The sequence below is a fragment of the Mycobacterium sp. DL99 genome (assembly GCF_004762045.1).
Lineage (GTDB): Bacteria > Actinomycetota > Actinomycetes > Mycobacteriales > Mycobacteriaceae > Mycobacterium.
In genome coordinates this window covers 1,455,603-1,468,242 of record NZ_SJOM01000007.1, presented here as the reverse complement: position 1 = coordinate 1,468,242, position 12,640 = coordinate 1,455,603, and the positions used below count along the sequence as shown (strand labels likewise).

General features: G+C 66.9%; 13 protein-coding genes and 2 pseudogenes. 7 read left to right on the top strand and 8 right to left on the bottom strand.

Going from position 1 to position 12,640, the window contains the following annotated elements:
* Positions 1-111: 111 nt before the first annotated feature.
* Genes mftD through mftA form a run of 4 tightly spaced genes read right to left on the bottom strand, consistent with a single transcriptional unit; the run spans position 112 to position 2,905 of the window.
* Entirely contained in the window at positions 112-1,302 is a 1,191-nt protein-coding gene (gene mftD / locus EYZ64_RS07345) for a pre-mycofactocin synthase MftD (RefSeq protein WP_135452870.1), read from the bottom strand.
* A 3-nt stretch (positions 1,303-1,305) separates the two neighbouring features.
* Entirely contained in the window at positions 1,306-2,496 is a 1,191-nt protein-coding gene (gene mftC / locus EYZ64_RS07340; RefSeq protein ID WP_135452869.1) for a mycofactocin radical SAM maturase, read from the bottom strand.
* Complete coding sequence (mftB, locus tag EYZ64_RS07335; RefSeq protein ID WP_019344465.1) at positions 2,493-2,786, bottom strand: mycofactocin biosynthesis chaperone MftB; 294 nt, start codon at positions 2,784-2,786, stop codon at positions 2,493-2,495. Before mftB ends, mftC begins: the two co-directional genes overlap by 4 nt.
* Before the next feature lie 23 nt (positions 2,787-2,809).
* Entirely contained in the window at positions 2,810-2,905 is a 96-nt protein-coding gene (gene mftA / locus EYZ64_RS07330) for a mycofactocin precursor MftA (RefSeq protein WP_019344466.1), read from the bottom strand.
* Positions 2,906-2,998: 93 nt separating this feature from the next.
* On the opposite strand from mftA, the gene mftR reads away from it, so the two are divergent.
* Positions 2,999-3,604, top strand: a complete 606-nt coding sequence (gene mftR, locus EYZ64_RS07325; RefSeq protein WP_135452868.1) for a mycofactocin system transcriptional regulator MftR — start codon at positions 2,999-3,001, stop codon at positions 3,602-3,604.
* Here mftR and EYZ64_RS07320 read toward each other — a convergent pair.
* Positions 3,590-4,333: a phytanoyl-CoA dioxygenase family protein gene (locus EYZ64_RS07320; protein ID WP_135452867.1), complete on the bottom strand. Its 744-nt coding sequence runs from the start codon at positions 4,331-4,333 to the stop codon at positions 3,590-3,592. The two genes, mftR and EYZ64_RS07320, sit on opposite strands and share 15 nt — an antisense overlap.
* 95 nt (positions 4,334-4,428) lie before the next feature.
* Between EYZ64_RS07320 and EYZ64_RS07315 the strand changes: the two are divergent.
* Positions 4,429-4,899: pseudogene (locus EYZ64_RS07315) on the top strand (RNA polymerase sigma factor); the annotation flags it as partial.
* Positions 4,892-5,974 (top strand): annotated as a pseudogene (locus EYZ64_RS07310) (VOC family protein); the annotation flags it as partial. The pseudogenes EYZ64_RS07315 and EYZ64_RS07310, both read left to right, overlap by 8 nt.
* Positions 5,975-6,036: 62 nt before the next feature.
* Here EYZ64_RS07310 and EYZ64_RS07305 read toward each other — a convergent pair.
* Together EYZ64_RS07305 and EYZ64_RS07300 are read right to left on the bottom strand one after the other, a co-directional pair.
* Positions 6,037-7,224 carry an FAD-dependent oxidoreductase gene (locus tag EYZ64_RS07305; RefSeq protein WP_135452865.1) on the bottom strand — a complete coding sequence of 396 codons (1,188 nt, stop codon included), beginning with the start codon at positions 7,222-7,224 and terminating at the stop codon, positions 6,037-6,039.
* Positions 7,225-7,322: 98 nt separating this feature from the next.
* Complete coding sequence (locus EYZ64_RS07300; RefSeq protein WP_135459869.1) at positions 7,323-7,769, bottom strand: Rv2324 family transcriptional regulator; 447 nt, start codon at positions 7,767-7,769, stop codon at positions 7,323-7,325.
* Between the two features lie 113 nt (positions 7,770-7,882).
* Between EYZ64_RS07300 and ddaH the strand changes: the two genes are divergently transcribed.
* The 3 genes from ddaH to EYZ64_RS07285 are packed head-to-tail and all read left to right on the top strand — an operon-like array spanning position 7,883 to position 10,206.
* Entirely contained in the window at positions 7,883-8,746 is an 864-nt protein-coding gene (gene ddaH, locus EYZ64_RS07295) for a dimethylargininase (protein ID WP_135452864.1), read from the top strand.
* Entirely contained in the window at positions 8,743-9,993 is a 1,251-nt protein-coding gene (rocD, locus tag EYZ64_RS07290) for an ornithine--oxo-acid transaminase (RefSeq protein WP_135452863.1), read from the top strand. The genes ddaH and rocD overlap by 4 nt, the downstream gene beginning before the upstream one ends.
* Positions 9,994-10,050: 57 nt before the next feature.
* A complete protein-coding gene (locus tag EYZ64_RS07285; protein WP_167857741.1) occupies positions 10,051-10,206 on the top strand; it encodes a DUF1942 domain-containing protein in 156 nt (51 codons plus the stop codon).
* A gap of 31 nt (positions 10,207-10,237) precedes the next feature.
* Here the strand turns inward: EYZ64_RS07285 and EYZ64_RS07280 are convergent, their stop codons facing one another.
* Positions 10,238-11,005 carry an SDR family NAD(P)-dependent oxidoreductase gene (locus EYZ64_RS07280; RefSeq protein ID WP_135452861.1) on the bottom strand — a complete coding sequence of 256 codons (768 nt, stop codon included), beginning with the start codon at positions 11,003-11,005 and terminating at the stop codon, positions 10,238-10,240.
* A 147-nt stretch (positions 11,006-11,152) separates the two neighbouring features.
* On the opposite strand from EYZ64_RS07280, the gene EYZ64_RS07275 reads away from it, so the two are divergent.
* Positions 11,153-12,583, top strand: a complete 1,431-nt coding sequence (locus EYZ64_RS07275) for an aldehyde dehydrogenase family protein (RefSeq protein ID WP_135452860.1) — start codon at positions 11,153-11,155, stop codon at positions 12,581-12,583.
* Positions 12,584-12,640 lie beyond the last annotated feature (57 nt).

Here is a 12,640-nt window from a genome sequence, read left to right as displayed (position 1 = left end):
GCACGGGCAGCAATTGATTTGCCTTAGCTTTCCCGACACGGGCCGTGAGCATCACGTACGTCTCTCCTGCCACCCCTGTCACGCCACACCGCGGGGCGCCGGGAGCAACCGTCAGGCGTCGGCGCGCGGAACGCCGAGCGCCCGGGTGAAGCCCTCCGGAACCAGGATGTCATCCGGCGTCAGGTCGTGGATCGAAGACTTGCCCAGCCCGCGCAGCGCGGAGTCGATGCCACCGCTGAGGATGTCCAACACGTTCTCGACACCCGCCTGGCCGTTGGCGGCCAGGCCCCACAGGTAGGCACGTCCGATCATGACGGCCCGGGCGCCCAGCGCCACGGCCTTGACGACGTCGCTGCCGCGGCGGATCCCGCCGTCCAGCAAAACCTCGACCTGATCCCCGACCGCGTCGGCGATGGCAGGCAGGCAGCGGATCGCCGCGGGGGTCCCGTCCAGGTTGTTGCCGCCGTGGTTGGAGACCGTGATCGCCGAAACACCCGCATCCACGGCACGTTTGGCGTCATCGACGCGCACCATGCCCTTGAGTAGGAAAGGACCGCCCCACTGCTCACGCAGCCAGGCGATGTCCTCCCAAGTCGGGGGCGGGGTGCCCATCCACTGCCCGTAAGCCTCGAAGAACGTCGGCCCCGGCTCGCCACGCCGGCCCTGGTTGGGCACACGCAGGTCAGGCGGACGCAGATGCTTGCCGAAGCTCCACAGCCAGCGCGGCTTGGTGAGCACCTCCGGGGACATCCGCAGCATCGTGCGCAGGTCCATTCGCTCCGGGATCTTCGGGCTACCCCAGTCCCGGCCGTGGCTGAAGCTCCAGTCGGTCGTGGCGATGAGCCCGACGGCACCCGCGTCCTTGGCGCGCTGCACGCGCTCGGCAATCTCGTCACGGGACCCGAGCCAGTAGATCTGGAAGAAGATCTTGTCGTTGACGGCGGTGACTTCCTCCATCGGCTTGCTGGCGAACGACGACAGCCCCATGGCGGTTCCGCGTGCCGCAGCCGCGCGGGCCACCGCCACCTCACCGTCGGGATCAACCGCCTGCACACCGGTCGGCGAGATGATGACCGGCATCGAAATGTCTTGACCCATCACGGTTGTCGCCATCTCGCGCTTCTCGGTGGCACCCACCACGTGCGGCGCGAAGCCGAGTTCGGCGAACGACTCGACGTTGTCGGTGACCGTCACGCCCTTCTCGCTGGCAGAGATCAGCGACGAGTAGGCAGACTTGGGCAGCCGCTTCTTGGCCCGCTGCTGGGCGATGGCGACGGTTTCGAACCAGGTATCACGGGCCATGGATTACACCGGACTTTCGTTACAGATTCGGGCGGGGGGCTTGGTCAGCAACTTGAGTGCCACCGGCCCCTGCTTGGTACCGCGGGAGTGGTCACCGCTGGGTTTGGGTTTGATGCGCTCCTGCGCCAGGGCGGGCTCGCCCCAGCCTTCGACGCACTCGGGATCCGGTCCGTCCATCGGCAGACCGGTGAAGAACTTGGCTGCCATGCAGCCGCCGCGGCAGGCGTCGTAGTGCCCGCAACCGCTGCAGGCGCCGGCCGACTGGGGCTCGCGCAGCTCGCGGAACAACGGGGAGTTCTGCCAGACGTTCTGGAAGCCAGCCCCAAAACCGGTGTCTTCCAGGATGTTTCCGGCCAGGAACTTGTCGTGGATGGCGAACGGGCAGGCGTAGACATCGCCCACCGGGTCGATCAGGCACACCACCCGGCCGGCACCGCACAGGTTCAGACCGGCCAGCGCGCCGGGCTCGCCCAGGCCCGACAGATGGAAGAACGAGTCACCGGTCAGCACCCGCTCACCGTGGGCGACGAGCCAGTTGTACAGCTGACGCTGCTGGTCCGGGGTCGGGTGCAACTCGTCCCAGACATCGGCACCGCGGCCCGACGGGCGCAGCCGGGTGATCCGCAGCGTGGCGCCGTACCGGTCGGCCAGCGCCTTGAATTCATCAAGCTGGTCGACGTTGTGACGGGTCACCACAACTGAGATCTTGGCATCGGAAAAGCCTGCGGCAGCAAGGTTTTCCAGCGCGCGCACGGCCATGTCGAACGAGCCCTTGCCGCGCACGGCGTCGTTGACCTCGGCGTTGGCGCCGTCCAGGGAGATCTGCACGTCGACGTAGTCGCTGGCAGCGAGCTTCGCGGCGACCTCGGGCGTGATGCGCACACCGTTGGTGGAGAACTTGACCCCGACATGGTGCTCGGTCGCGTAGTCGACCAGTTCCCAGAAGTCCGGGCGCACAGTGGGTTCGCCACCGCCGATGTTCACGTAGAACACCTGCATGCGTTCCAGCTCGTCGATGATGTCCTTGCACTGCTCAGTGGACAGCTCGCGCGGATCCCGCTTGCCCGAGGAGGACAGGCAGTGCACGCACGCCAGGTTGCAGGCGTAGGTGAGCTCCCAGGTCAGGCAGATCGGGGCGTCGAGTCCGTGCTCGAACTGCTCGACGAGCCTTGGCACAGGTGCAACAGAAGTCATTGTGAATTCCCGGGGATGAGCATCTTCGAGGACACCAGCACACTCAACGCGTGCAGGTAGGGGCCTTGGTCGGAGTCTGCGATACCGGCCGCGCGGCACGCGGACCGGGCGTCGGGGTGATCAGCCAGAGAGTTGACCACCTCGACGACCGTCCGGTTCTTCAGAAACGACAGCTTGCGGGTTCCGAAGTGATACAGCAGGGCACCGAACGGCTCCGGCCGCACCGCCACCTGGTGGTGCAACCGCCAGCTGACATCAGGGTCGAATACGACGCCGGTGCGCCCAGCCATATCGGCAACCTCTGCGGACACCGTCAGTAGACCCCGCACATACCGTCGATCGAGACCTCTTCGACGAGCGTCTCGGTGACGAGCTGGGTTTCGGTTTCAACCTGCGGGTTCTGATCCATGAATCGCACCTTTCCTGCAACTGTGGGTCTCGACAATTGTGACCTGAGTCGCAAGAATATGGCATCGAGTGCACAAATGGAAGGGCGGGTTTCATGCGGCAGGCATCCGGGCCCCGCGTCGGTCGGCGCCCGTCCACCACGCAGGATCACATCACCGACGTCGCGCTGGCCCTGTTCGCCAGCCGAGGCTTCGACGAGGTGAGTGTCGACGACGTGGCCAAGGCCGCCGGGATCGCGCGGCGCACACTGTTCCGCTACTACGCCTCCAAGAACGCCATCCCCTGGGGAGACTTCGACGCCCACCTGCAACATCTGCGTGAGCTGCTCGACTCCCTGAGCACCGAGATCTCGCTGGCCGAGGCGCTGAGGGAAGCTCTGCTGTCGTTCAACACCTACGACGACCAGGAGATGGCCCAACACCGACGACGCATGCGAGTGATCCTGGAAACCGCTGGACTGCAGGCATATTCGATGACCATGTACGCCGGCTGGCGTGAGGTCATCGCGGCCTACGTGGCACGGCGGATCGGCGCCGCACCCGGCGATCTGATGCCGCAGACCGTGGGCTGGCTCATGTTGGGCGTCGCACTGTCGGCGTACGAGCACTGGCTCGCCGATGAGTCGGTCGCCCTGGCAGATGCCATCGCCGACGCCTTCGAGGTGACGCGGCCAGGACTGGAGGCCCTAGCCCCGCGGTAGCTCGTCCCACACGCAGGCCAGTGCCGCCGGACCGGCCGGACCGAGTTTCCCGGTGAGCATGACGGGCGCCTGCGACATGAAACGTGGTGTGCTGCCGCGATGTATGTCGGCGGCATGTGCCGTGAACGGATGGACGACATACATGTCACCGGGCCGGCCCGTGGCATGGGCAACCGGACGGGTCCGGCTCACCTCGTCCACCAGCGCGCCGGCTTCGATGAAGTCGATCGGCTCCGGCCCCAGCGCCCGGGCGACGTCGCGATGTGAACCGACCCGGATGCGCGTCGGCGCATCGTCGGGCCCCACCTCGGACAGCAGCGTCAGCACCAACAGCGTGCTCGGGCGACCACTGACCGCCCATTCGCCTCCCGGCAGTGGGGTGTTGGCGTCGACGTGCCACCCCCGGTCCTCCGCGGGCGGATCGACCGGAAACCGGACCGGGATGTTGCCCAGGGCACCGCGCGGTAGCCAACCCCCGGTTCCGCAGATCCGGTCCAGGGCATCGGCGAGCGGGGCGCTACTCACCACCTGCCGGAACGGGCCCGCGCCGGTGAGATCGGCCGCCCACACCACGGGGTTCTTCCACGACGCCGGTTCATCTGGGGACAGCCCGATCTGCCGCCAGAGCAGATCCCTGGCCGCATCGGCGATTTCGGCCGGGACGGCCTGCGCGATCTTGACGAACCCGTCCCGCTGGAATACGTCGATGTTCACCACGCCGACCACCATGACGCACCCCGCCCGGCCGCGGCCAATGATTTTCCGGCGAAAATTTCTTCGCACAACCCCGTCGGAGTTCGGTCCCCGGCGACGACGATAAGGGTGTGAGCGCCGAAACTGACGCTCCGCGGGTACTGCTGAGGTGCTACGACGAGGCCCTGCCAGCGGTGTACGGCTACTTCGTACGACGCTGCGGTGACCGCGGAACCGCCGAAGACCTGACGTCGGAGACGTTCCTGGCCGCCATGGACGCGGCCCGCAGACCGTCGCCGCCGCCCATCTCGGTGCCCTGGTTGATCGGGGTGGCCAGGCACAAACTCGCCGACCACTACCGTCGGCGGCACGATCGGCTCACCGTGCCGGTAGCCGAGCTGCCCGAACCGGTGGACCCGGTGGACGACTGGGATGCCGAGTTGGATCGCATTGTCGCCGAATCGGTTTTGGCCCGGTTACCCGAACATCACCGCACCGTCCTCGTCCTGCGCTACCTCGACGACTGCACGGTGGGTGAATGCGCCGAGCTGATCGGCCGCACGGTACACGCCACCGAGGCCCTGCTGGTGCGGGCCCGCCGCGGCGGCGATCCCCTATCTGGCCGTACCCGACGCCCGCGCTGCCATCGCCTGGTACATCGAAGCCCTCGGGGCCGTACAGATCGGCGAACCGGTGGTCATGGACGACGGACGCATCGGCCACGCCGAACTCGAGCTGGGCGGCGGGGTGTTGTACCTGGCCGACGAGTACCCAGAGTTGGGCCTGAAGGCACCTGCACCACAGGCCAATTCGGTCAGCCTGATGCTCCAGGTGCGCGACACCGATGCCACCCTGGAGCGGGCCAGGAACCTGGGGGCACTCGTACAGCGTGAGCCCTACGAGAGCTACGGCACCCGCAATGCGGCGATCATCGACCCGTCCGGCCACCGCTGGATGCTGACCGGGGCGGCGACCGGAGCCGTCACCCCCATCCAGCACGGCGACGTCGGCTACGTCTCGGTCTGGGCACCCGACATCGCGCGTGCCGCCCGGTTCTACGGCCACGTGCTGGGCTGGACCTTTGACCCGGCCACCCGGCAGGTCACCAACACCGAACAGCACATCGGCATCTTCAACGCCGACGGCCCGTCCACCCTGTTCTGCGCATACGCCGTGACCGATCTGGACGGGGCCCGCCAGGCCATCCTGGCAGGCGGCGGCCAACCCGGGGAGACCCACGAGTTCGACTTCGGCACCGTGCTGGACGCCACCGACCCGGCCGGAACCGCCTTCGCGGTGTTCCAGCCGACCTCCGTCATCCCCCGCCCCAAGCTCAATGGTGCTGGGCCGGGCGAGCTTTCGTACATCACCTACGAAGTAGCCGACTCGACGGCGTTCAAGGCGTTCTACAGCCGGCTGTTCTTCTGGACCTTCGAATCCGGCCGGGTCGACGACGGCTGGGGGGTGCAGGGCAGCCAGCCGATGTCCGGCATGGCCGGCGGCGCGGCACGGGCCGTGACCGTGCCGATGTGGACCGTCGCCGATATCGATGCCGCGGTCAGCCGCGTCGTCGAGGCCGGCGGCACGGTGTTGCAACAGCCGTCACGACAGCCCTACGGACTGATGGCCGAGTGCACCGACGACCAGGGCGGCCGCTTCTACCTCGGCCAGTTCTAGAGCGGTTTGTGGAGTTCTGGCCGCACCCAGCGCGGCTGAAACTCCACAAATCGCAGGGAAAGTCAGCCCAGGACGTCGGAGATGGGGGCGCCTGCGGCGATCTTGCCGCGGGCCTTCATCACCTTGCCGGGCATGCCGCCGCCGACCACACCGACCACGACGCCGTTGCGCTCGTAGAAGGCCAGGAACTTGCGGCCGTCGTCCTCGACCACGTGCACGACATCGTCAGCCTCGGGCTCGCCCAGGCACTGGATCTTGACGTCGTACTGATCGCTCCAGAAGTACGGCACCGACACGACGGGCGAGGCCTCCTGGCCCAGCATGGCCGGCACCATCGCCCGCGCCTGATCGGCAACGTTGCTCCAATGCTCAACGCGCGCTTGGCCACCCACGTGATCACGCCACGAGGCGACATCGCCGATGGCCCACACGCCCGCGGCACTGGACCGGCCGACCTCGTCGCACACCACACCGTTGTCCAGTTCGATCCCGCTGCCCTCCAGCCACTCGACCGCCGGGTGGGATCCGATGCCGACTACCACGAGATCGGCGTCCAGCTCGGTGCCGTCGCCGAGCACCACCTGCTCGACCTTGTCGGCGCCCCGCACCTCGGACACCCCGACGCCGCAGCGCACGTCGACGCCTTCGGCCTGGTGCAGCCGGGTCACCAACGCACCGATCTGCTCGCCCAGCACCGAAGCCAGCGGTGTCGGCTGCGGCTCCACCAGCGCCACCTCGACACCCAGCTTGCGCAGGCTCGCGGCCACCTCGCAGCCGATGAAGCCAGCTCCGACCACCACGGCACGTTGGGCCTTCCCGGCGTGCTCGCGCAGGGCCATGCTCTCGTCGTAGGACCGCAGCACGTGGATGCCGGCCAGATCGCCGAAGGACCGGATGCGCCTGGGCACCAGTCCGGTGGCGATCACGAGCTCGTCGTAGGCCACGTCGCTGCCGTCGGCGAGCTTCAACGTCTTGGCGGCGGTGTCCACCGACTGCGCGGCCGAGCCGAGCCGCAGCGTGATGTCGTTCTCGGCGTAGAACTCGGCCGGCTTGAGCGTGACGTCGTCGGTTTCGGCACGCAGGACTTCCTTGGAAAGCGGCGGCCGATCGTAGGGCAGATGGTCCTCGTCGCTGACGATCGTGATGGGCCCGGCGCACTCCGACCGGCGCAGCTGTTCGGCCGTCCGGGCCGCAGCCAAGCCGCCGCCGACGATGACGATGCCCGCCGCTGAACCCGTAGAAGTAGTCACGTGGGGTTTTTACACGATCGGGGTTAAGCGTTGTAGGGCACCCTACGTTTGCGCAGGCCGATGACCTACCGCCGATTTTGCTCCTCGCGTGCGCGGCGTCACGACCGGCCCCGGTCGATGACATTGGTGAGCACCACGATGCTCTCGCTGCGCTCGATACGGGCCGTTGATCGGATGCGCTCCAGCGCCTCCTCAAGGTGGCGCATGTCGCGTGCCAACACGTGCAGGATGGCGTCCGCGGTACCGGTCACCGTTGCCGCACTGACCACCTCCGGGATGTCGATCCAGGCTGCGCGCAACTGATCCGGCGAGATGGTGCCTTGGCAGAACACCTGTACATAGGCCTCGGTGCTCCAGCCGAGCACATTGCGGTCGACCACGGTGGTGAAGCCGCGGATCACCCCGTCGGCGACCATGCGGTCCACTCTCCGCTTGACCGCGGGCGCCGACAGATTCACCCGCTGCCCGATCTCGGCGAACGTCGCCCTGGCGTGCTCGGTGAGTGCGGCCAGAATCCGCTCGTCGGTGTCGTCCAGACGCTCCACATCGACCTCCACGCAACAAACCATCGCCGTGACGCGACTTGTGCAATATATCCCCATACATGACGCAACAGGCAGCGATTGATTGCGTCACCTGCGCTTCTTATCGTCGATTCATGACGATTTCCGAGGAAGTCATGCCCGACGCTGCGCCCGGGAGCGGCGCGGCGACACCGACACGGTCCGCGACAACCCGCCACTACGCCATGACCGCCCCCGAGTACTTCACCGTCGAATACGCCATCAACCCGTGGATGGACACCGCCACGCCCGTCGACACCGCGCTCGCACTGGCCCAGTGGGACACGCTGCGCCGGGTGTACGCCGACCTCGGCCACACCGTCGACCTGGTGACACCGCGCGACGGCCTGCCCGACATGGTCTACGCCGCCAACGGCGGCTTCCTGGTCGGGGACACCGCGGTGGTGGCCCGTTTCGCCTACCCGCAGCGGGCCGGCGAGGCGGATGCCTACGCCGAGTGGATGGCCGAGGCCGGCTACCGCCCCGTCCGCACCGACCACGTCAACGAAGGCCAGGGCGACCTGCTGCTCGTCGGGTCAAACCTGTTGGCCGGATACGGTTTTCGCACCGACCGGCGCGCCCATGACGAGATCGCGGCCATCACCGGCCTGGACGTGACCAGCCTGGAACTCGTCGACCCGCGCTTCTATCACCTCGACACCGCGTTGGCCGTGCTCGACGACTCGACGATCGCCTACTATCCCCCGGCCTTCAGCGACGACGCCCGAAGGCATCTTGCCGAACTGTTCAGCGACGCCATCGAAGTCGGCTCGGCCGATGCGTATGTCCTCGGCCTCAACGTGGTGTCCGACGGCCACCACGTCGTGATGCCCGCGGCCGCCTCCGGATTCGCGGGCCAATTGCGCCGGGCCGGATTCGAGCCGGTCGGCGTCGACCTGTCCGAACTCCTCAAAGGCGGCGGATCCGTCAAATGCTGCACCCTGGAGCTACATCCATGACCATGCTGGACAGTGTGGACAACCAGGCCACCCCGGATTCTGTGACCGCCTCGGCGATCGCGCTCGACGATCGCTATGTCGCCCACAACTACTCGCCACTGCCGGTGGTCGCGGAAAGCGCCGAGGGAGCCTGGATCACCGATGTGACCGGCCGGCGCTACCTCGATTGCCTGGCCGCCTATTCGGCGGTCAACTTCGGACACCGCAATCCCGAGATCATCGCCGCCGCACACGCCCAACTGGACCGGCTGACCCTGGTGAGCCGCGCCTTCCACTCCGACCGGCTCGGTCCGTTCGCGCAGGCACTGGCCGGATTGTGCGACAAGGACATGGTGCTGCCGATGAACAGCGGCGCCGAGGCTGTCGAGAGCGGCATCAAGGTGGCCCGCAAGTGGGCCACCGACGTCAAGGGGGTGACTGCAGAAACATCCAACATCGTGGTGGCGCACAACAACTTCCACGGCCGCACCACCACGATCATCAGCTTCTCCGATGACGAGTCCGCGCGCCGCGGCTTCGGCCCCTACACACCCGGGTTCCGCTCGGTGCCGTTCGGGGACCATCGGGCGCTCGCCGACGCGATCGACGCGAACACCGCCGCGGTGCTGATCGAGCCGATCCAGGGTGAGGCGGGCATCATCGTCCCGCCCGCCGACTTCCTGCCCCGGGTCCGCGAGATCTGCACCCGCAACAACGTGCTGATGATCGCCGACGAGATCCAGTCCGGCCTGGCCCGCACCGGACGCACCTTCGCCTGCGAACACTGGGATGTGGTTCCCGACGTGTATCTGCTCGGCAAGGCTCTCGGCGGTGGCGTGGTACCGCTGTCCGCGGTGGTGGCCGACCGCGACGTACTCGGCGTGCTGCACCCCGGCGAGCACGGCTCCACATTCGGCGGCAACCCACTGGCCACAGCCATCGGCACCACCGTCGTCGGCATGCTGCGCCGTGGCGAATTCCAGCTCCGTTCAACCGAACTCGGTTCCCACCTGCACGAGAGACTGCGGTCGTTGATCGGGCACGGCGTGACGGCCGTGCGGGGCATGGGATTGTGGGCGGGGGTGGACGTCGACCCCGCTCTGGGCAACGGTAAACAGCTCGGAACGGCGCTGGCCGAACGCGGCGTATTGGTCAAGGACACCCACGGCTCGACCTTGCGGTTCGCCCCACCCCTGGTGGTGACCGCCGACGAGCTCGATTGGGCCGTTGACCAATTCGCCGACACCCTGGCCCGACCGAGCGCTTAGCCCGCATCAGGGACCCGCCGGCACGCCGGGGGCGGCACAGGGAACTCCATTCTGCCGGTGATTCAGAAGTCCGGCAGCACTGAGCGTCTCGTCGACGGCGCCGGCATCATCGTCACCGCCTGGCGGGTCGACTACCTGCAACCCAGCAGCGACGTCGTCCCGTGGCCGGTCCACGCAAAGAATTGCGAGCCCGTTGGCCGCCGCGATGCCTAAGTCCGGGTCTGCGCTTCGACGGCCGGCGTGCTCAGGCCGGGAATGACGAGCGTCCGGAGTACCCGAAGTCGGACAGCAGATTCACCCCGTTGATGGCGCGGGAGCGGGCAGAGGCGAGATAGCTCACGCTCCAAGCGATGTCGTCGGCAGAGTTGACAGGGAACTCGGAGATGTCATCGAAGGAATCGATTCCCATTCCGCGACGGGCCATGGGGGTGTCGACGATCGACGGGCACACACTGTTGACCCGGATGCCGAAATCGTCGAATAGCTCGACGGCGAGTGCACGCGTGAGCTGGACCAGGGCGCCCTTGGAGGCGTTGTACGCCAGCATTCCCCTGGCGGCCACGAATCCCGAATCCGACCCGATCAGGGTGATCGACGGGTCGGTGGCCCCGATGAGGTGCGGCACTGCGTGTTTCACGAGGTGGAAGACGCCGAGTACGTTCACGTCGAGCACCCGCCGGAAACTCTCCGAGGTGACCTCCCCGAGTGCGGCACCCATTTCGCCTTCGATTCCCGCGCTGGCGACCACGGCATCGAGTCCACCCAGACGCGTTGCAAGCGCACCAACAGCGACGCCGACGGCACGCTCGTCGGCCACATCGGCGACGTGGAACTCGATTGCGTGCCCTTGATCGCGTAACTCACCACTGAGCGCGCGGCGTATCGATTCTTCACTGCGAACGATGATTCCGACGCGAGCCCCGTTCTCGGCCCACAGCCGCGCCACCGCCGCCCCGATGCCCGAGGCGCCTCCGGTGATGATGATCCGACACGGCACTTCGACACTGTCCATCACTATCTCCTCTGGGTGGTCTCTTCGACGAACGCCTTCACGGCACAGCACCACCTAAACGATGCGTCATATTTCTGCACGCATCGACTAGAAACCGACGCAATCGTATGATTGCATGATCTGCATCACTCTAGGAAGGGAAATGCCGTGACGGTTACTGCGACTGCTCCAGTACTGAACTACGAGCAGCTGCTCGCCGCGATCGTGTCGACGACCGGAGGCAGAGAAATCCGTGATCCTGCGACCGGCGCCGTGGTCGGTCATGCCCCGCGTCACTCGGTCGCCGACCTGCAGGCCGCGGTGGCCGCCGCCCGTTCAGCGCAGCCCGCCTGGGGTGAGCTCTCGCACGGCGAGCGCAGCGAATTACTGGTTAGCGCTGCCGATGCGGTCGATGCGAATGCTGTAGCGCTGGCCGAGCTGCTATCGCGTGAGCAGGGCAAACCGCTCAACGGTCCGAACGCACGCTTCGAGGTTGGTGCCTGCGCGATGTGGTTGCGCACGACCGCAGCCTTCCCGATCGAGCCGGAGGTGCTGGTCGACGACGACGGCGGCCGGGCCGAGCTGCACTACAGACCGCTCGGTGTGGTGGGTGCGATCGGGCCGTGGAACTGGCCCATGATGATCAGCGTCTGGCAGCTGGCGCCCGCACTGCGGATGGGCAACACAGTGGTGCTCAAACCGTCGGAGTACACGCCCCTGTCGGTTCTCGCACTGACGCACGTGATCAACAGCGCGATGCCGGCGGATGTGCTGCACGTCGTTTCCGGCGGACGCGATGTCGGCGAGGCCTTGTCGGCCCACCCTGATATCGACAAGGTCATGTTCACCGGCTCAACGGCGACCGGTAAAGCCATCATTCGTTCCTCTGCGGACACAGTGAAGCGTCTGACACTCGAACTCGGCGGCAACGACGCTGGGATCGTGCTGCCCGATGTCGACCCCCAGGCGATCGCCGAGGACTTGTTCTGGGGCGCCTTCATCAATACCGGCCAAACCTGCGCTGCCCTCAAGCGGCTGTACGTCCACGACGACGTGTACGGCGACGTCTGCGCCGCCCTGGTCGAGGTCGCCAAGAACATGCCGATGGGAGTGGGCCTTGACGAGCAGAACGTACTGGGCCCGCTGCAGAACAAGGCCCAGTACGACATCGTGTCGAACCTGGTGCGCGCCGCCAAAGACAGTGGCGCGACTGTGCTGGTCGGCGGCGAACCCGACGCGCACCAACAGGGGTTCTTCTACCCCACCACGTTGATCGCCGATATCGACAACTCCAATCCTCTTGTCGCCGAAGAACAGTTCGGTCCGGCGTTGCCGATCGTGCGGTACACAGAAATCGAGGAGGCCATCGAGATGGCCAATGCCCTCGACGTCGGCCTGGGGGCCTCGGTCTGGTCGTCCGATCCCGAGGCTGCCCGGCAGGTCGCAGCCCGCCTGGAAGCCGGCACCGTGTGGATCAACAAACACGGCGCCGTCGATCCTCGGGTGCCGTTCGGCGGCGCCAAGCAATCCGGATACGGCCTGGAGTTCGGGGTCGAAGGCCTCAAACAACTGGGTGCGCCCCAGATCATCAGCTTCTGATACAGGCCCGCTGCTGGGCACCTGACCCAGGGTCCAGCAGCGCCCTCGTCTCGGGTC